Annotated in this window: 19 protein-coding genes and 1 tRNA gene; 11 read left to right on the forward strand and 9 right to left on the reverse strand. The window is 38.9% G+C overall.

Annotation, left to right across the window (positions count from 1 at the left end):
• Nucleotide 1 precedes the first annotated feature (1 nt).
• The 4 genes from Q0983_RS11465 (at nt 2) to Q0983_RS11480 (ending at nt 2,821) form a co-directional block, all read left to right on the forward strand.
• On the forward strand, nt 2–502 hold the full coding sequence (locus tag Q0983_RS11465; protein ID WP_299553040.1) for a nuclear transport factor 2 family protein: 501 nt from the start codon (nt 2–4) through the stop codon (nt 500–502).
• A gap of 5 nt (nt 503–507) precedes the next feature.
• Complete coding sequence (locus tag Q0983_RS11470; protein ID WP_299553043.1) at nt 508–1,521, forward strand: alpha/beta hydrolase; 1,014 nt, start codon at nt 508–510, stop codon at nt 1,519–1,521.
• Nucleotides 1,522–1,783: 262 nt separating this feature from the next.
• Nucleotides 1,784–2,563 (forward strand): prohibitin family protein, encoded by a 780-nt coding sequence (locus Q0983_RS11475; protein WP_299553046.1) that lies wholly within the window; start codon nt 1,784–1,786, stop codon nt 2,561–2,563.
• A 27-nt stretch (nt 2,564–2,590) separates the two neighbouring features.
• Nucleotides 2,591–2,821, forward strand: coding sequence for a hypothetical protein (locus Q0983_RS11480; protein WP_299553049.1), 231 nt, complete (start codon nt 2,591–2,593; stop codon nt 2,819–2,821).
• 142 nt (nt 2,822–2,963) lie between these two features.
• On the opposite strand, the gene Q0983_RS11485 is transcribed toward Q0983_RS11480, so the two are convergent.
• Complete coding sequence (locus tag Q0983_RS11485) at nt 2,964–3,590, reverse strand: NADPH-dependent F420 reductase (RefSeq protein WP_299553052.1); 627 nt, start codon at nt 3,588–3,590, stop codon at nt 2,964–2,966.
• A 3-nt stretch (nt 3,591–3,593) separates the two neighbouring features.
• Nucleotides 3,594–4,361: a type 1 glutamine amidotransferase domain-containing protein gene (locus tag Q0983_RS11490; protein ID WP_299553055.1), complete on the reverse strand. Its 768-nt coding sequence runs from the start codon at nt 4,359–4,361 to the stop codon at nt 3,594–3,596.
• A gap of 87 nt (nt 4,362–4,448) precedes the next feature.
• Between Q0983_RS11490 and Q0983_RS11495 the strand changes: the two genes are divergently transcribed.
• From Q0983_RS11495 to Q0983_RS11505, 3 genes are all read left to right on the forward strand, one after another.
• Nucleotides 4,449–4,793 carry a helix-turn-helix domain-containing protein gene (locus Q0983_RS11495; RefSeq protein WP_299553058.1) on the forward strand — a complete coding sequence of 115 codons (345 nt, stop codon included), beginning with the start codon at nt 4,449–4,451 and terminating at the stop codon, nt 4,791–4,793.
• Between the two features lie 204 nt (nt 4,794–4,997).
• Entirely contained in the window at nt 4,998–6,011 is a 1,014-nt protein-coding gene (locus Q0983_RS11500; RefSeq protein WP_299553061.1) for a helix-turn-helix domain-containing protein, read from the forward strand.
• A gap of 50 nt (nt 6,012–6,061) precedes the next feature.
• Nucleotides 6,062–6,811, forward strand: coding sequence for a CPBP family intramembrane glutamic endopeptidase (locus tag Q0983_RS11505; RefSeq protein ID WP_299553064.1), 750 nt, complete (start codon nt 6,062–6,064; stop codon nt 6,809–6,811).
• Nucleotides 6,812–6,938: 127 nt separating this feature from the next.
• On the opposite strand, the gene Q0983_RS11510 is transcribed toward Q0983_RS11505, so the two are convergent.
• A tRNA-Leu gene (locus Q0983_RS11510) sits at nt 6,939–7,023 on the reverse strand.
• Between the two features lie 161 nt (nt 7,024–7,184).
• Between Q0983_RS11510 and Q0983_RS11515 the strand changes: the two genes are divergently transcribed.
• Nucleotides 7,185–10,310, forward strand: a complete 3,126-nt coding sequence (locus tag Q0983_RS11515) for a CHAT domain-containing protein (RefSeq protein WP_299553067.1) — start codon at nt 7,185–7,187, stop codon at nt 10,308–10,310.
• Here Q0983_RS11515 and Q0983_RS11520 read toward each other — a convergent pair.
• The gene (locus Q0983_RS11520) at nt 10,302–11,084 is read right to left on the reverse strand and encodes a hypothetical protein (RefSeq protein ID WP_299553070.1); all 783 of its coding nucleotides are present in this window, start codon (nt 11,082–11,084) and stop codon (nt 10,302–10,304) included. The two genes, Q0983_RS11515 and Q0983_RS11520, sit on opposite strands and share 9 nt — an antisense overlap.
• A gap of 11 nt (nt 11,085–11,095) precedes the next feature.
• Nucleotides 11,096–11,632, reverse strand: coding sequence for an RNA polymerase sigma factor (locus Q0983_RS11525; protein ID WP_299553073.1), 537 nt, complete (start codon nt 11,630–11,632; stop codon nt 11,096–11,098).
• A gap of 159 nt (nt 11,633–11,791) precedes the next feature.
• Here Q0983_RS11525 and Q0983_RS11530 point away from each other — a divergent pair, with 159 nt between their 5' ends.
• Genes Q0983_RS11530 through Q0983_RS11540 form a run of 3 tightly spaced genes read left to right on the forward strand, consistent with a single transcriptional unit; the run spans nt 11,792 to nt 13,172 of the window.
• Nucleotides 11,792–12,313, forward strand: coding sequence for a hypothetical protein (locus tag Q0983_RS11530; RefSeq protein ID WP_299553076.1), 522 nt, complete (start codon nt 11,792–11,794; stop codon nt 12,311–12,313).
• Nucleotides 12,310–12,885, forward strand: coding sequence for a hypothetical protein (locus Q0983_RS11535; RefSeq protein WP_299553080.1), 576 nt, complete (start codon nt 12,310–12,312; stop codon nt 12,883–12,885). Before Q0983_RS11530 ends, Q0983_RS11535 begins: the two co-directional genes overlap by 4 nt.
• Before the next feature lie 26 nt (nt 12,886–12,911).
• Complete coding sequence (locus Q0983_RS11540; protein WP_299553083.1) at nt 12,912–13,172, forward strand: hypothetical protein; 261 nt, start codon at nt 12,912–12,914, stop codon at nt 13,170–13,172.
• A gap of 247 nt (nt 13,173–13,419) precedes the next feature.
• Here the strand turns inward: Q0983_RS11540 and Q0983_RS11545 are convergent, their stop codons facing one another.
• The 4 genes from Q0983_RS11545 to Q0983_RS11560 all read right to left on the reverse strand — a co-directional run bounded on the left by Q0983_RS11545 (nt 13,420) and on the right by Q0983_RS11560 (nt 18,156).
• Nucleotides 13,420–14,988: an alpha-L-fucosidase gene (locus Q0983_RS11545; RefSeq protein ID WP_299553086.1), complete on the reverse strand. Its 1,569-nt coding sequence runs from the start codon at nt 14,986–14,988 to the stop codon at nt 13,420–13,422.
• A 66-nt stretch (nt 14,989–15,054) separates the two neighbouring features.
• Nucleotides 15,055–16,614: an alpha-L-fucosidase gene (locus Q0983_RS11550; RefSeq protein ID WP_299553089.1), complete on the reverse strand. Its 1,560-nt coding sequence runs from the start codon at nt 16,612–16,614 to the stop codon at nt 15,055–15,057.
• Nucleotides 16,615–16,621: 7 nt separating this feature from the next.
• Nucleotides 16,622–17,074 carry a MaoC/PaaZ C-terminal domain-containing protein gene (locus Q0983_RS11555; protein ID WP_299553092.1) on the reverse strand — a complete coding sequence of 151 codons (453 nt, stop codon included), beginning with the start codon at nt 17,072–17,074 and terminating at the stop codon, nt 16,622–16,624.
• An 11-nt stretch (nt 17,075–17,085) separates the two neighbouring features.
• Nucleotides 17,086–18,156, reverse strand: a complete 1,071-nt coding sequence (locus tag Q0983_RS11560) for a Gfo/Idh/MocA family oxidoreductase (RefSeq protein ID WP_299553094.1) — start codon at nt 18,154–18,156, stop codon at nt 17,086–17,088.

The following is an 18,156-nucleotide window of genomic DNA, read 5'->3' on the forward strand; positions in this document are numbered from 1 at the left end:
AATGAAACCAATTGTAATACTAGTGTGTTTGGGCATGCTAATGTCCTGCACAAAACAAAATCAACAAACCATGACCACAGAAACAGCAAATAAAAATAAGGTATCGGTAAAAGCATTTTTTAAAGCTTTGGAAGCCGAAAACGTAGACGACCTGGTACATTTATTCGCGGACGATGCAAAACATATCAATCCCTATCATTCCGGATTGTTTCCTGAAGGAGCCCGGGGGAAAGAAGGGATCCGTAATTACTGGGAGCCTGTTTTTCCAAACTTTGACGGGATGGCCTTTCCAATAGAAGCGATCTATGCCATGGAAGACCCTAACATGGTCTATGTAAAGTTTACCGGGAATATCAAATTGAAGCACAATGCCGGGGTGTACAGTAATGATTATTATGCGACATTCAAGTTCAATGAAGCCGGTAAGATTATAGAATATGTAGAAATATTTAATCCTATTACAGCCGCTCGAGGCTTTGGATTATTAGATAAAATGAAATAAGAACCATGAAAAAAATACTCATAATGGCAGTAGCACTTTCGGTTTTTGCGGCTTGTAAAAACACTGTCAAAATAGCAAACGGATCTTTAGAAACAACTGAAAATAAAGCACACATGAAAACAATACATTTTAAAAGCGAAGGATTAAACCTGGTAGGAAACCTGTTTTATCCGCCAAATTATGAAGAAGGAAAGCGCTACCCGACGCTGGTAGTATCCGGAAGTTGGACCACGGTCAAAGAGCAAATGGCCGGTTTATACGCCGAGCGTTTTGCTAAGGAAGGTTTCATTACATTGGCATTCGACTTTAGAAACTATGGTGAAAGCGAAGGTGTCCCCAGAGCCTGGGAAAATCCGGAAATGAAAATCCAGGATATTAAAAACGCCGTGGCCTATTTAAAAACTTTACCGGAAGTAGATGCCACTAAAATAGGTGCTTTTGGTGTGTGCGCCGGTTCCATGTATACCTTAATGGCAGCCTCCGAAGATGTTAATATAAAGGCCGTGGCTACTACAGCCTCCTGGTTGCATGATGCCGAAGCCGTAAAATTATTTTATGGCGGGGATGAAGGCGTAGAGAGCAAAATAAAAATGGCTCAGGAAGCAAAGAAAAAATATGCAGAAACCGGGGAGTTTACTTATATAAAAGCCATATCAACCACAGATGAGACAGCCGCCATGTTTGGTGAGTTCGATTATTATTTGAACCCCGAGCGTGGTGCTATTCCACAGTGGAAGGCCGACCAGTTTGCCGTGGCTACCTGGGAAGATTGGTTAACGCTGGATCCGTTTCCATCGGCCTCAAAACTTAAGAAACCATTGCTTATGATACATTCCGACGGCTGTGTTTTACCGGATTACACTAAAAAGTATTTTGACGCTGTGGCGTCAACCGACAAAGAACTGGTTTGGGTGGATACTGATTTAGGGTCACCAATGCATCAATTCTCTTTTTATGACCAGAATGAAGAAGTGAATTTAGCTGTGGAGAAAACAAGTGCATTTTTTCACAATCTTTAATTAGCAATACTGTTGCTAAATGGATAGGGAATTCTAAACAGAATTCCTTTTTTATTTGATAAAAACCGAAAGGGACAACCCATTTTTTATGTGTGAATTGTTGTTTTTATGGTAACACGGCCCTGAGTTTCAATGCTAACTTTTAAATGCCTGCCAACTTTTATTATAATTTTTGTTTATATGAATCATTATAAATATAAATAAAAATATATAGTTGTTGTTTCATAATTTTATGAAAAATTAAAAAAAATATTATAACATTATGAAAACGAAAACGCTTTTATTTATTTCAACAATTCTCCTATTTACAAGTTGTGCCGTCATACGACCGGGAGAAGCAGGTGTAAAGATGACATTGGGTAAATTCTCCGGCGACGTTGCTACCCAGGGCACTATTTTTTATAATCCTATTACAAGCAAGGTCATTAAGGAATCGACTCAAACCAATAATATTAAGCTCATTTTAAACTTACCCAGTAAAGAAGGACTTAGTGTTAAATCCGAAATATCCATCCTTTACCGTTTAGAACAAAACAAGATTCCGTCAGTACTAGAAAATTTAGGACGGGATTATGAGTCTATAATCACAAGTGTATTTAGGTCGGCGTCTTCTGATGTTTGCGCACAGTTTTTCGCCAAGGACATGCACTCGGGGATGCGAGCGACGATTGAAGAAGAGATCAAATCAAAAATGAAGGTAAATCTGGAAAAGCAAGCAGATGGTATTCAATTAATTGCGGTATTGATGAAAAGTATACAGCTTCCCAGGGGTTTAGCTAATTCCATAGAACGCAAGTTACAGGCAGAACAAGATGCTATGCGTATGGAGTTTGTGATTCAACAGGAAAAACTGGAGGCCGATAGAAAAATTATAAATGCCAAGGGAGAAAGGGATGCACAAAAAATATTGTCTGAAGGCCTGACAAAAGAGATTATTAAAATCAGAAGTATTGAAGCCTTCAATAAGCTATCCGAATCTAACAACAGTAAAATTATAATTACCGATGGTAAAACACCATTTTTAATTGAAACGGAAGAATAAAAAGTAAACAGCTTAAAAAAGAATCCTATGAAACTGATAGAAAAAGCATTAGAGTTTGAGAAAAGAAGTACGGCAAGAATGAGCACCAGTGATCGTATTTTGGCGTCCAGAGAAGCCAAGTCCATAGTACTGGCCATCAACACTATTTACAAGAAAACGAAAGACCCTTATTTAATGGAAATAATGAAATTAGTGACGGTGAAAAAACGTAAAATAGATAAAAGGCTTAAGGGACGTTCTTTAAGTACCGCAATCTGAATTTTGTTGGTAGGTCGAATGGCCTTGACCGGTAAAGGTTGTTCGACCTTTTGTTTTACTATGGAACTATTCTGTGATCACCAAAGACTTTGTTCACAAGAACTTATAACAATTGAAAAGCGAGGTTCAGGCCTCGCTTTTACTATTCCAAATAACGCCACATAAAGTTTGGATGGTGTCCGTCACGTCGCACCATTTTCACCCAAAGCAGGGTCATATGTTCCAGGTGAAGGGCCTGGTCTAAACTACCGACATCTTTGGCATAAAACCCACTATCCGAAATGGTCGCTGCGACTTTTGATTTGGCTTTTTCATCATTTCCTGCAAAAAACATTACAGGGGATTCTTTAGCCTTTAAATAGGCCGGGTTGCTAAAATTTTCAAAACCATAGATCGTAAATGCTTTGACCACCCGGGCACTGGCTGCCCACTCCTGTACTTGCTCTGCTCCGGAAATGCTACTCTCTAATCCATGAGAAATGCCCGGCCCAACCGGATTGGTACAATCAACCAAAGGCTTGCCTTGAAAATCCAAAGAAGCCAGAATGCCCTCATTTGCTTTAAAGGGTGTGGCTAAAAAAATGACTTCTGCCATATCAACAGCCTCTTTTAAAGGCAATACGCTAAAAAGAGGATTGCTGTCCAGCGCTTTTTTTACACTGTCCGATTCCGGATTGTCATTGGCCACAAGGATCTCATATCCTTTTTGTTGCAGGTTATTGGCTATGGCAAATCCTACGTTTCCAATACCTATAAAAGCTAGTTTCATATGTTATCGATTTAGTTGTTCTACGACCATTTTTGCTACTGCGGCACCCGAGTTTTGTTGCTGTCCCGTTATTAGATTGCCATCGGCAATAGCATAACTTGAAAAGGGCGCAGCCACCTTAAAGTTAGTATTTTTAATGGTCCTGGCCTCCGTTTCTATTCTGTATGGCTGGATTTGTATGCCAATGGCATTATCGGCGAAATCCTCTTCAGCATCAGCAAAACCTGTCCACGTTTTTCCGGCTACCAATAAGTCGCCATTAGATAATTTGGCACCCAATAACAGGGTAGTGGCATGACATACGGCTGCACTTGGTTTTCCAAGCTCGTAAAATGATACGAACAACCGCTCCAGCCCGGTATTATTTCTAAAGGTGTACATGGGGCCTTGTCCACCAACTAAAAATATGGCATCAAAATCGCTTGGATCTATGTCCGTTAGCTTTTGTGTGTTTTCCAATATAGTATGAAACCAGTTCTGCTGCATATAACCTAATGTTATAATATCATGGGCAGCGTATCCGCTTTCATCTGTCGGGTCTGAATAGCTGTCCATTTCAATAGTACCACCCGCTGTAGAAACTAAAGTTATTTCATAACCGGCCTCTTGAAATACATGCAGGGGGTGTGTTAATTCTGCAGCCCAAAAACCAATGGGCCAGTTGGTTTGTTTGGAAATGGCCGGACTGCTTGCCACCATTAAAATGTTGCCTTTAAAGGGTGCGCCATGGAAGTGCACATATTGTTCTGTTTCTGTTACTGCTGTTTTCATCGGTATCATTTTTTATACAAAGTTATTTTGAAACAACATTTGTTTGACAAATGATTATATTTGTTAGTAACTAACATTTATGTAAGTATGCCACAGTTTTTAAGCAATAACAAGAAATATTATACACCCGTTGAGTACGTATTTTCAAAAATTGGAGGGACCTATAAAATGCCTATCCTTTGGCGCGTCAAAGACAGGGCCTGGAGGTATTCCGAATTGAAAAAAAGTATTTCAAATGTGTCTGACAGGATGCTTAGCAAGAACCTTAAGGAGCTCTGTGATGATGGCTTTATTTCAAAAACCATTATCCCTGAAGTACCGGTAAAAGTTGAATATACCATGACGGAAAGAGGCCAGGAAGCTATTCCCATAATATCCGTGTTGAGAGACTATGGTTTTAGTTTGATGAAGCAGGATGGTATCAAAGATTAAATGCAAATGCCGTATTAGATAATGCTTTTTAATTTATTTTAATGGACCTAATTTTATATTACATCCGGAATGCCTGTTGAGCATATTATGTTGAAGATATTGTTTTACATATTGAGTTTTCAATTTTTGTTTGTTTCCTTTTTTCTGTTTCAAAATAAAAAAGGAAAAGCACTAAGCAATAAATTGTTAGCTGTAGTTTTCCTAATGATGAGCATATCGGTGCTGAGCCTCTACTTATTCGTTTTTGACATAAAGATAGGTTTACCACAGTTGCTGTTCATTGATGATACATTTATGTTGGCATATGGCCCTTTATTATTCCTTTTTACGCAATCCGTATTATTTAAGCATTATAAGTTAAAAAGGACAGATGCCATTCATTTTATACCTTTTTTTATAGCCGTTTGTTTAGTTATAACAACCATTCTATTTGTTGATACTAGATCGTTATCACAGACCATTAATGACTTTTATACGCAACAAATACCGCCAAACTTTCGTATTGTTGAGATCTTAATTCTGACTCATATTTTTTATTATTTATACCGATCCAAACAATACATCCAAAGGGTTTTACACAAGGTTAAGGGCAATTATTCAAGCTTCAATCAAGCTGGTTTTAAGCTTTTAAAGTTCATACTTAACAGTTTTATTGTATTATTCCTGTTATCATTAATGCACTCCATGTTACCCTTTATCGGGATCAAAAAAGGGCTGATAATCACATTACCGGCACTTGTTGTTTTTATGTTTTATTTCATTAATTCTATATTGCTGAGAATGCTAAATCATGTTTCAAATGAAAGTGGTGAAATAACACGGGCTTTCTTTAAGGAGAAAGAAAAATATGCAGGATCCAGGTTATCCCAAACAGAACTTGACGCATTTAAGAAAGAATTAGGGGACTATATGAAAGAAAAGCGCAGGTTTTTAGACAGTGAATTAAGTATTAATGATCTGTCTGTTGAATTGGGCATACCATTAAAAGTATTGTCGCAGGTAATCAATGAAGGCTATGGGTATAATTTCTTTGATTTCGTAAACAAATACAGAATTGATGTTGCCAAATCCCTATTGATGGGGCAATCGGATGATAAACTTACCGTTCAGGAAGTTATGTATGATTCCGGTTTTAATTCTAAATCGTCTTTCAATACGGCTTTTAAAAAGTTCACTAATCTAACTCCAACTCAATTTAAAAAGGGTTCGACTTCCTGAAATCGGTCTGTTTTGTGTCTTTTAAGATTTAATATTGCCTTAAAAATCTCATGCCATTAGAAAATCAATTCGGGATACGGGTTTTTAAAACGTTGGGAACCCTTTTAAAAACAAATATATACGCCAAAATTATAGAAATACTCCTGGTATTTTTGGTAGCACTTCTTTTTATTCAATGGCTTATATCTGATGAAGCATCTGATCTGATCTATAATCAATTTGTTGTATGGCTGGCAAACATTATTATGCTGTTCATGGTTTACATGGGTTTAAGGCTAAGGGGAGAACCCTTAACCCATTTTGGGTTTAGCTTTAAAAAATTCAATTTAAAGTTTGCACTTAGAACCCTTTTACAATCCATGCTGGTGTTCGTTATTGCTTTACTGGGATTTGTTTTGGGGGCTATTGTCATGGCAAACATTGTGGGCATTCCTGAAAGTCCGGACATGGGCGGCTATGATTACCTAAAAAACAACGTTTGGATGCTTTTTGTGTCACTGGCAGGTATATATGTGGCTTCTTCTTTTGGAGAAGAGGTCATTTACAGAGCCTTTCTTATAAATCGTATTTCAGAACTGGGGCTTAATAGCAGATCAGGAAAAATAACAGCTGTCATCATAAGTGCTTTGATCTTTGGTTTGGTGCACTATAGCTGGGGTATCGTGGGTATTGTTCAGACGGCATTTATGGGACTGGCTTTAGGGTTCAGCTATCTGTTTTTAAAGAAAAAGATTTGGGTATTAATTCTTGCACATGTTTATATGGATACTATTTTAATACTGCAGTTGTACTTTAGTTAGCATCACAAATAGCAAAGTCCTGAAGTGATCCATTGAAATGATCACGACTTCTGGAAACCAATGCCATTAGACTAACACATAAAAAGACCCTATAACAGAGAATATAGGGTCTTTTGCATCGTGTCTGTGCACACGAGAAGATTCGAACTTCCACATCCTAAACGGATACTGGCCCCTCAAGCCAGCGCGTCTACCAATTCCGCCACGTGTGCTTATGAAGTACGCAAAAGTAAAAAAAGTTAAGAGATTAACCTTATTTTTTTAAATCGATAAGGGACTTAACTTTATTAGAAGGAAATTATTATTTTGGTTGTAGATATTTTAATGCATATTAAACAGGTCATTTTAGTCCTTTTGTCATACCCGGGTTCCTATGTTGAGCGCTTTAAAGGTAGTTTCTGTTGGTTTTATACGAATTGCGTATATAATACTTTTTGTATTTGTAATAGCCGCACAGGGCGTTTTTGCGCAACAACCGGAAACAACAACAGCCGATGAGTTCTACGGACAGGCTCGAAAGTTTGGTGATGCCGGAGATTATGACCATTCCATTGTCTACTATCAAAAAGCGGCATCCGATTATAAAAAAGTATCCCAATGGTCAGGTTATGTGAAGTCGTTAAATGGTTTAGGGGCCTGTTATACTTTGTTGTCAAAGCATGAAGAAGCTCAAAAACAGCTGCAACTGGCTTTGAGTGTTGGCCTTGAAACATTAGGAAAGCAGCCGGAAGTGGCGGACACTTACCAGAACCTGGGGTTCGATTGGAGCAGGAACGGGGATTATGAAAAACAGTTTGAGAATTATAAGGCAGCTTTGGAGATCAGATTGGATAAATTGGGCGATAATCACCCTAAAGTGGCCCAGACCTATAGCAGTTTATCTGTTAGCTACAAATACCTGGGGGATTATGAAAATGCTTTGCACTGTGCAAAAAAGGGGTTGGATATTCATCTCGGGACCTTAGATTCCAATGACTTTGGCCTTTCGCAGGATTATACCAATATCGGAGCCATATATTTAAGCAAAGGGGAATACAAAAAAGCTCAGGACTACTTTCAACGGTCATTGGATGTCATGAGTAATGCTGTTGGAGAGCAAAATCAATTTAAAGCCATTGGTTACTCCAACTTAGGGAAATCGTATGATGCACAAGGTTACTATGGTAAGGCCATAGAAGCTTATCAAAATGCCCTGGATCTGTTGATCGGGTTGTTTGGCGAAAACCATGTGTATGCTGGTATTTTTTATAATAATCTTGGGAGTGCCTGGTTGCATAATGGTAACGCTACAAAGGCCATTACATATCATAAAAAGGCACTGACTATTTTTTTATCGGCATTACAGGATAACCATCCGTATGTGGCTGTAACCTATATTAATTTGGGTAACTGTTTTGGCAAAATTAAAGACGGGACAAAGGCTATAAGCTATTTTCAAAAGGGATTGGATATCCAGAAGAAAGTACTTGGCTTAAATCATCCGGAAGTTGCCAATACCTGTAATATCATTGGATCGTATTATGTGAGTGTTAAAGATTGGAAACAGGCCTTATCGTCTTTTCAACAAGGCTTAACCGCTGTTGTTAAGGATTTTAAGAGTGAAGACATTTATTCAAACCCCAACCTGACCGAGATCGGTTCAAAAAAGAATCTTTTAGCGCTTTTAAGTGCCAAAGCAATGGCGTTACAAGCCAAATATTTACATGATACACATCCTGAGGTTTCAGACCTTGAAAGTAGTCTTGCTACATATGGCAAGGCTTTGGAGTTGATAGACATACTTAAGTCAGAGATCACTTCTGCCATGTCAAAACAGGAACTCATTGAAAAGGCCATGCCCGTTTACGAAAGAGCTATTGAAGTTGCTTTCGAATTGTTTAAAATAAACAGAGACAAAGATCTCTTGAAACAAGCCTTTGAATATTCCGAAGCAAGTAAGGCTTTTATTTTGTTGCAGCAACTGAGGGATTCTGAAATTAAACAGTACGGGGCTATTCCGGATAGTATCATTAAGCAGGAAAGGACACTGAAAATCAGATCGGCGTTTTATGAGGAGCAACTCTATAGTGCGATCCAAAAGAAGGATTCGGTAAAAACAAAATTGTATCGGGAAAAATTATTTCAGGCCAGGTTAGATTTTGAAGCGATCAAAAATAATGTTGAAGCGCAGTACGCCCGGTACTATCAATTAAAATATAGTGCTGACGTATTTTCCGTGGAAGATATCCAAAGTAAACTGTTGGACCAAAACAGTGTGCTTTTAGAGTTTTTTATTGCGGAAGACAACCTATATCTCTTTAGTATTACAAAAGATGATTTTCGCACATTCATCATCGAGAAAACGGAAACATATAAAAAACTCATAGGGGATTACAGGCAGGGATTGACAAATCAACAAGCAGTACTTGAAGCCGGAAGAGAAAGTAAACAGGCCTTTATTAATGCGGCCTTCGAATTGTACCAAATGTTACTACAAAAGCCACTTCAGGAGCTGAACAGGCCTTTAAAAAAGATCATAGTAATACCTGACGGCGAATTGAGCTATCTGAATTTTGAGGCATTTTTAACTAAACTTCCTGCTGACCTGAACGGATTCAGATATAAGGATTTGGACTACCTGATAAAAAAATATAGCCTTAGTTACACCTATTCATCCAGGTTTTTAATGACATCTGTTAAAGTGGCACAATTGAAAGCTAAAGAAAGTGATGTGTTAAGGTTTGGAGGGTTTGCATCCGAATATACGGAGCCGTTTTCTTTATTTCCGGTTGGAGAAGATGGAGAAGCGGGTGCTGATACGTTAGATTGGAACATAGCGGCTTTGCCCGGTGCTAAAAAGGAGGTACAGACTATTGCAGAAAAATTTGATGGTGAAGCAGTATGGTCGCCCATGACCACCGAAAAAGCATTTAAAGAGACAGCTCATAATTATAAAATATTGCATTTGGCAGTACATGGCCTTACAGATGACGTAAATCCTATGTTCTCAAAACTGATGTTCACACAAAAAAAGAATAGCCTTGAAGATGGTTTTTTAAACGCTTCGGAAATTTACAATTTGGAGCTCAATGCCGATTTGGTAGTATTGAGTGCCTGCGATAGCGGCTTTGGAAAAATTAATAAAGGTGAAGGCATTATGAGCCTTTCACGGGCATTCGCCTATGCCGGGTGCTCCAGTTTGGTGGCCAGTTTATGGAAAGTCTCTGATGATACCACAGTGCACTCCATGGTTGATTTTTATGATAACCTCATGGCAGGACTTCCCATAGACGAGGCTTTGCAAAAAGGGAAATTAAATTATCTTCAAACTATTGAAAACCCATTGTACGAGCATCCGTATTTCTGGGCGGGTTTTATAGTTCACGGTAATACCCAACCCCTGGATATTCAGGTATCGGGAGCATCCTGGTATGTATATGCTATCGCTGTGCTTTTAGTGGGCCTGATTGTTGTGCTTTTATTCGGAAAACGAAAAAGGACAACCCTTCCATTATTTTAGATTACTCATCAGGTTTTGAGCTTCTTCGTATTTATATCCTTCAATGCGTTTTAAGGTTTTTTTGCCTAGGTCTTTTTCTTCAGCTTTAAAATAAGCCAGGCTCAAATACCATAAACCCTGCTCCATGAACGGACTCTCGGTGTCAATAGCTTTTTGAAGATGCAGGATGGCTTTATAGGGGGCCGGGGTTTCCAAATATAAATAGCACAGCCCGGTATAAAAATGAGCCATGGAACGTGTTTCATTTTGACGTATTAATGAATCCAGAACTTGTATGGCTTCCCGGTAGTTTTGACTTTCATATTGGAAAGCTACTTTGTTCCAAAGCGCCATATTTTGGTCAAAATCTCCCCGCATTACCGGCGGTTTGTCATAAGGGACAGAAAGGTAGTCATCTATCAACAACGCGGAGGATTTTCCCTGATAGACAAATATAAATACCGGAATCATGAGAAGTAAAACAGCGGCGGCAATCCGGGGGATATAATACCTTAAAGTTCGAGTTTTTTTTAAACTGGCAGGCTGATCCTCCGGGATATCCAGTTTTGAAAAGACACTGTCTTTGGTCTCCTGTAGATAATTTTCAAGCCCTTTTCTATCGGCTCCATACGTTTCATAATAAAAGCGGATACCATCAACTATGTTTTTAGAGGCATCAGACTGCTCTAAATGGTGTGCTATTTTAGCATTCATTTCGGCATCCAGAATACCATCCACATAGTCAATGAGTAATTCTAAATCAGGGTGTTCTTTGTAATCTGAAAAATCATCCATATACAAACGCTTTAATTATTGGCGTGATTTTTTATTTCAATGATCAATTTCTTTCTAATGATCGATTTCTTATTATCCACAGTCTTTTTAGCAATTGAAAGGCGTTTGGAAATCTCTTCACTGTTATAGCCCTCGCAATGAAGCTTCCATAGTTCGTGTTCATTTTTGGTTAAACAGACCCTGTACATTTTTGTAATATCATCGCTCTCAAGTTTATGGAATACCTCAGGCTTTACTACTTTTCCATTCACTATAGTGGCGGCATTTCCAACTGATTTTAATCTGTTGTTTTTAGTATTCATATCCACCCAGGCATTTGAGGCTACTTTAAATAAATAGGCTTTAAAGTTTTTTATGCCCTTTTTGTGCTTTATCATCTTGAGCCAGGTTTCCTGCACCAGCTCCCTGGCAATGTCCCTGCTCCTGGTTTTACCAACCAAAAACATAAACAAAGGATCATTGTATCTGTCTATCAACGCTTTGAGCGCAGCGGTGTCTCCATCTAAGTATTGGTCCCATAAGTGGTCACTTTGATCAGGTTTGGTCATTAGATAGAGGTATCAGTTAATAGACTACAAATTAAGCAAAAAATTCCCGATGTATTTTTTTATTCCCGGTATCGGGAAAAAATGACCCTTTTTGGAGTCTAAGGTTTATACAAAGATCAGTTTTAGTATAACTCCGATTAAAAGGCAAAAAGGAATACCATGAAATATGCAGTTTTTACAGTGATAATTTTCACCATGATATTTAAGGGAATGGCACAATCCAATACCACTGGTTCTTATCCGAAGGCAAAGGTGTATTTGCAGGATCACAGGATTCTAAACGTGAAGGATTTGGAGATCACCCAAACGGATGCCTCATTTATTGAATCAGATGGTGATACAAAACAAACAATAGCTGTTGATAAAATAGACCTTATTAAAATACCTAAAGGAAATTATTTGTGGGAAGGGGCCCTTTTTGGGGCCGGCACTATGGCTCTGGCATCATTAATTATTGATTTGGATACGGATTATCTGGGGCGCCCCAGAGAAAAAGATGCCGGGTTTTATCTTGGTATGACAGGCGGTGGTGCTATACTGGGAGCGCTGGTAGGGGTGTTTGTCCCAAAATGGAAACCTTTATACCTGGGAAAAGCATCTGCAGGATTGCGTCCCTCAATTCAATTCGGATTTTTAACAAAGGAAAGTTTCTCAAATATTAAAATCACTTTAAAAATATGAAGACATATGCTCGCTTTACAACCCTATTGGCACTGCTATTTTGTATAACCTGTTTTGGACAAAAATGTAAGTATTCCGAAAAAAGGGTACGGAAGGCCAACAAGCATTTTGAAAAGGAAAAAATGATAAAGGCCACCAAGCAGAAGCCGTTGTTCTCCAAATTCAGTCAGGCAGCATCAGTTAATTTTGTAAGATCTGAGGAGCATTATTACCTGTCATTGGTCCTGGTACGTGAACTGGGTAGAAGAATAAATATTTTGAAGGAGAACCCTTTGGTTGTCAGGTTTCAGAACGACAGTATTATTACTCTATTCCCTGATAAAACATTAATGGGGAAGTTTACCTTACCGGCCACAACGGAGATCAATAAACCTTATTATGAAATAAGTCCGGAACAACTACAATTGTTCATCTCCCAACCGGTAGTTCATCTGAAAGTATATTTTGATTCGGACAAAGTTCCTGAGGATAAAATGGGAAAAGACAAACTCGGGACTTTCTTTGATTATGAAATATTAAATAAACGCCTGCAATCGAGCCTAATGGAGCCCGCAAATTGCATCAGTCAATAATGTTTAACTCATTTAATTATACACCTATGAAATCCTTTTTTCAATATTTTTCCATTTCGTTTACCATGTTATTGTTTGCCTGTTCGGCTGACAACGCAGGGGGAAATTGCAGTATTAGTTGTGGCGGATTTGGTACCAGTCAGCCTTTTGTGCAGACCAATCATCCTTTTGTTTCGGAATCCGAATGTATAAAAATAGCCAAGGAAAAAGCCGGTAGTGCCTGTAAAGCATCCTATTGCCCGCCAACAGGAGATTCCGATGATTGCTACCAGGTTTATCCTGAATGAGGCATGCTACAAATTTAAAGGGATTGTTAATTGAAACGAACAAAAGGGGGGCTTTATATATTTTTTTTGAATTATTGTATTAAAAAGAGGTTGTCCAAAAAGTAAATCCTATGTCACATTGAGCTTGTCGAAATGCCTTAAATCAGAGATAATCAATCAATAGGTTTCGACTGCGCTCAACCTGACAACAAAAAATGTAACTTTTTGGACAACCTCTTTTGTTTATGGTTGGGTGCTAAAAATCAGATTAGATTTTAGGATTTATTTTAAAGACGAAGGCGTGGTCTCCTGTTTTTTCAGGTAATTGAATGTGCAGACCGTCGTCTTTAATTTCAAAGTTGAGGTTGCTTTCACCGCCTAACAAGTCAATAGATTTTATCTCTTTTGATAATAGATCATTGCCTTTTTTGAATGAGGTGATCACTAATTCGCTTCCTTCCGGCCAATCCAGAGCAATGGCGTAAAGCGTATCGCCTTTGGTTGTAAACCGAATATCTTTTGCCGTATTGTCGTCATTACTGCGCTCGCTTAAATGCCCTTCAACCACTTTGGCATCGCCTTCGCCGTAAATTTCAAATGTACGGGTGCCGTAAATGGCTTCACCGTTAACTTTTAACCATTGGCCCATTTCCAATAGACGTTCTTTTACCGGCTCAGGAATCGTACCGTCCGCTCTGGGTGTAATGTTTAAAAGTACCGCGCCATTTTTACTAACAACATCCACTAAAAAATCAATTAGTCTGTTGGTTGATTTGTAATCCGGGTCACTGATGTGGCACCAGGCTTTCCAATCGATAGAATCATCAGTTAACCAGGGGAAATCCTTCTTCTCACTCATTCTGGCACGTTCCAGGTCGTAAACCGCACTTCCTTCAGCAAAATCATAGAATTTATAGGTAGACACTACTTCCTGTCCTTTCTTTTCAGCTTCGTTGTAATAATACTGTAAAAACGCTTTTCTGTGCGCTTCACTAACTATGTCCATTTTGTTGTCAAACCAAACTAAATCTGGGTCATATTTATCAATGATCTCTTTTAATCTGTTTAACCAGTCATCATTGAACGCTTGATCTGCCACGGGGTAATATTTTTCAATACCGTTGTCTATATCGTGTTTGCTTCTCGGCATGACATTATCTCCTTTTTTCAATTTAGGACCGTAAAGACCGGCGTACTTTGGGTCTGAAGCATCTGTAGTTTCATCCCAGGTTGGATACCAGCCAAATAGCCATTGGCGGTGATAGGTAGCTATAAACTTCATGTCACGTTTGCGAATTTCTTTAGCTAACTCGCCCATAATATCACGTTTTGGCCCCATATCTTTGGCATCCCATTCGGTCAGTTCACTGTCCCACATGGCGAAACCATCGGCATGTTCGGAAACCGGCCCTGCAAATTTAGCACCTGCTTTTTGGAATAGATCGGCCCATTCCGCCGGATCAAATTTTTCGGCTTTAAACATCGGGATGAAATCCTTATAACCGAATTTATCCAACGGACCATAGGTTTTTACGTGATAGTCGTGAATCTCATGCGCTTTTCCATTTCTGGCTTCCGGGTTATCCGCGTTAACATACATCCAGTGGGCATACCATTCGGTTTCATAAGCAGGTACCGAATAGGGTCCCCAGTGGCAGTAGATACCAAATTTGGCATCTAAAAACCAATCCGGTGTTTTGTGTTGTTTTAACGATTCCCAGTCGGCTTCATACGTTATGGTGTCTTTTTTTGTTGCATTATCAGTTTCCTGTTTTTTTTCTTTTGATCCGCAAGACACTAAAATGACGGAAAGAAGCATTAATACATAGTTTTTCATAATAGTTATTTTTAAAATCCAGTTGATATTTATGTTGTTAATTCCATATGGAATGTATCCAAATACTTATAAATGCACTTTATACACCAAAACATGTTCGTTTGGAACTGTATTTGGAGCTTTCAGGGTTAAGCCTTCATTTGTTTTAGACCATGTAATGGCTTCATTACTGCCAATGACTTCAACTGATGTTATATTTTCATCAGCTCCAACACCATCTGATGCAAACGTTTTTAAAAGAAAGGTTGCACCTGGCTTGGGGATTGCTAACTGCGTTATGTAAATAACGTCTTTTGATTTGTTTTGGGTAAACCTAAAATCAGTTGTTTTATAGGTAACCCCATCACCTTGCACACCTCCAAAATGATTTTTTTTAAGTTTTGTACCGCCTTCTCCATAGGTTACATACGGGCGGGTTTCGTAAACCGCTTCTCCGTTAACATCCAGCCATTTTCCTATTTCCAAAAGCCCTTCTCTTTGTTTTTCGGGAATTTTACCATCGTGGGTAGGGGTTATATTTAGCAATAGACAACCATTCTTACTGGAAATATCTACCAGTTCCTGGATAATTATTGTTGGTGTTTTCAGGCGCAAATCTTTTCTCCAACTCCAACCTGCCCAGGCATAAGAGTCGTCTGTTAGCCAGGGGAAATCTGTCTTTTCGTCAAACCTGCCTTTTTCAAGATCTAAAACACCAACACCTTTTGCCAGGTCATTATTCTTATAGGTCAGTACAACCGGCTTGTTCCATGCTTCACCTTTGTTGTAATAATGAGCAACCATTTCCTGACGGTCTTTTTCAGGAAGCACGAATAATCTGCTATCAAACCAAAGTAAGTCCGGCTGATAGGTGTCCACAACTTCATAGATCTTAGTCTTCCAGGTGTCAATAAACTTTTGCGAAGGTGCATATTTAGGATTTATTTTACCGGTAAATTGACCACTGGCTTCATGACCTCCTTTTAGGCTATGAAACGTTTCAGGGAGGGTTCTTTCTCCATAAAAGTCTTCAAAACCAACGGCGGTTGTATCAATTAAGCCACTCCAGGTATTATACCAACCCCATTCCCAGGAATGATGAAATGTAGCTACAAACTTTAATCCTTCAGCTTTAATAGCTTTTTCCAATTCACCTACAATATCCCTTTTCGGGCCATAATTAACAGTATTGTACTTATTGACTTTACTATCCCAGTTAGAAAAATTGTCGCAATGTTCAGCCACGGGCCCAACATATTTTGCTCCGGAGGCTTTAAAAAGTTTAGCCCACTCCGTAGCATCAAAATGTTTGGCGGTAAATTTGTCAATAAAATCGTGATAGTGTACATCTTCACCATAGGTTTCCAAATGATGCGGTCTTATATCTTTACCCCAACCTTCATCTTTTACTTCATACATTTGCCTTGAATACCATTCACCCTTTCCCATATAGGAATATACTCCCCAGTGGAAATAAATACCAAATTTGGCATCCAAAAACCACTCCGGCGTTTTGTGTTGTTTTAGGGACTCCCAGTTTGCTTCGTAAGTTACCGAAGGCCTACTTGTAGCAGTATTTTGGTTTTTCTCATCGGATTTACAAGAAATACCTAAAATGGCAATCAAAAGTAATATGTAGAACCTCATCTGGTTTTTATTTTTCAAATGCCTTCTTTTTTGCCAACAGGATATGGTCGCAAACCAATACCAATTCATCACGTTGGTTAAAGATCTCCACATGCTCGTTCACATGTCCTAAATGCGGGTGTTTAGAGTCTTTCTTTTCGCTTATGGTTACAACCACTCTGATGGTGTCACCAATATGTACGGGTTTAATGAAACGCAACCGGTCATAGCCTTTTGAAAATGCTTCGGGATTGATTTCCGTAGCGGTCATGCCGATGCCAACGGCAAAGGTCAAAGTCCCATGGGCAATACGTTGCTTGAATGGTTGGGTGGCACACCACTCTGCATCCATATGATGCGGGAAGAAATCACCGGTATGCCCTGCATGTACCACAAAATCGGTTTCTGTAATGGTACGCCCTAAAGTTTCTCTTTTATGGCCCAGTTCATAGTCTTCGTAAAATTGTGATTTTATATGCATAATTTTTTCTTTTAAATATTATAAATGGGTGTAACTCCGCCGTCATTATTCGAATCGTAAGCGGCTTCAACAATGGCCATGGAATGCACTACATCCTCAACGCTGGTATGAAGTACATCAGATGTCCCTTCGACATAGCGCATCAGAGAGGCCATAGTACCAACAAAGGCATCGGGGAACCAGGAACCTTCCAAATCAACTTCCTCCCATTTTGGAGCTTCGCCTTCCTTTATAATACAATACTGAAAGAGGTCAGGTTTTCCGTTAGGATAATCCAATAGCAGGCCAATTCTGGCCTTAATAGCCCCTTTGGTACCTTCCCATTTTACAAAGCTTTCCTGGTTCTTTTCTCCAAAATTATGGTCGTGATTCGTATTGATAATGGCCCGCATGGAATCGCTGTAATCCATAATGGTCGTGGTCCTGGTAGACGACATGGTTTTTGCAGGATTCTTTAGGGTTTTGGAATATACCTTTTTAGGGTTTCCTAAGAACGACCTTATTAAATCTATGTAGTGAATACTGTGCTGTTGAATTTCCAAACGCGGATGATTCACCACATTAGGGAAGTATTCCCATGGCGTATAAATAGATAACCGGACTTCAAAGTCGTATAACTCGCCAATAAATCCATTTTCAATTAAATATTTTGCAGCCATGATATAAGGTGCGAAACGCATCTGGCAGTTGATAGCGGCTTTTAATTTTTTTCTACGACAGACTTCCAGGATCTCCAGGGTTTGTTCATAATAATCGCCCATAGGTTTTTGGATCAACACCGCAGCTTCATCCGGTAATAATTCAAGTGTTGCTACAAACTGATTGGGCATTAATGTTAAGTCGAACACAGCATTTTCCGGGGCATCTGCAATCATATCCTGAACAGAATCATACACATTGGGAATGTTAAACGTTTCTGCTACATCTATAGCACGTTGCTTAGTCCTATTGGTGATCCCGGCAACGTTAAAGCCTGCTTTTTTATAGGCAGGCAAATGGGCATCACGAACAATACCACCGGCGCCAATAATGTAAATGGGCCTGTTTTCTTTAGGTAATTCCGGTTTATAAATTAATTCCAT

Source organism: Seonamhaeicola sp., from assembly GCF_028281565.1.
Lineage (GTDB): Bacteria > Bacteroidota > Bacteroidia > Flavobacteriales > Flavobacteriaceae > Seonamhaeicola.

Bases quoted from the DNA above. Each gene is read 5' to 3' on its own strand.
- Q0983_RS11465 (WP_299553040.1), top strand. From the start codon at position 2: ATGAAACCAATTGTAATACTAGTGTGTTTGGGCATGCTAATGTCCTGC.
- Q0983_RS11470 (WP_299553043.1), top strand. From the start codon at position 508: ATGAAAAAAATACTCATAATGGCAGTAGCACTTTCGGTTTTTGCGGCT.
- Q0983_RS11475 (WP_299553046.1), top strand. From the start codon at position 1,784: ATGAAAACGAAAACGCTTTTATTTATTTCAACAATTCTCCTATTTACA.
- Q0983_RS11480 (WP_299553049.1), top strand. From the start codon at position 2,591: ATGAAACTGATAGAAAAAGCATTAGAGTTTGAGAAAAGAAGTACGGCA.
- Q0983_RS11485 (WP_299553052.1), bottom strand. From the start codon at position 3,590: ATGAAACTAGCTTTTATAGGTATTGGAAACGTAGGATTTGCCATAGCC.
- Q0983_RS11490 (WP_299553055.1), bottom strand. From the start codon at position 4,361: ATGAAAACAGCAGTAACAGAAACAGAACAATATGTGCACTTCCATGGC.
- Q0983_RS11495 (WP_299553058.1), top strand. From the start codon at position 4,449: ATGCCACAGTTTTTAAGCAATAACAAGAAATATTATACACCCGTTGAG.
- Q0983_RS11500 (WP_299553061.1), top strand. From the start codon at position 4,998: ATGATGAGCATATCGGTGCTGAGCCTCTACTTATTCGTTTTTGACATA.
- Q0983_RS11505 (WP_299553064.1), top strand. From the start codon at position 6,062: ATGCCATTAGAAAATCAATTCGGGATACGGGTTTTTAAAACGTTGGGA.
- Q0983_RS11515 (WP_299553067.1), top strand. From the start codon at position 7,185: ATGTTGAGCGCTTTAAAGGTAGTTTCTGTTGGTTTTATACGAATTGCG.
- Q0983_RS11520 (WP_299553070.1), bottom strand. From the start codon at position 11,084: ATGGATGATTTTTCAGATTACAAAGAACACCCTGATTTAGAATTACTC.
- Q0983_RS11525 (WP_299553073.1), bottom strand. From the start codon at position 11,632: ATGACCAAACCTGATCAAAGTGACCACTTATGGGACCAATACTTAGAT.
- Q0983_RS11530 (WP_299553076.1), top strand. From the start codon at position 11,792: ATGAAATATGCAGTTTTTACAGTGATAATTTTCACCATGATATTTAAG.
- Q0983_RS11535 (WP_299553080.1), top strand. From the start codon at position 12,310: ATGAAGACATATGCTCGCTTTACAACCCTATTGGCACTGCTATTTTGT.
- Q0983_RS11540 (WP_299553083.1), top strand. From the start codon at position 12,912: ATGAAATCCTTTTTTCAATATTTTTCCATTTCGTTTACCATGTTATTG.
- Q0983_RS11545 (WP_299553086.1), bottom strand. From the start codon at position 14,988: ATGAAAAACTATGTATTAATGCTTCTTTCCGTCATTTTAGTGTCTTGC.
- Q0983_RS11550 (WP_299553089.1), bottom strand. From the start codon at position 16,614: ATGAGGTTCTACATATTACTTTTGATTGCCATTTTAGGTATTTCTTGT.
- Q0983_RS11555 (WP_299553092.1), bottom strand. From the start codon at position 17,074: ATGCATATAAAATCACAATTTTACGAAGACTATGAACTGGGCCATAAA.
- Q0983_RS11560 (WP_299553094.1), bottom strand. From the start codon at position 18,156: ATGGAATTAATTTATAAACCGGAATTACCTAAAGAAAACAGGCCCATT.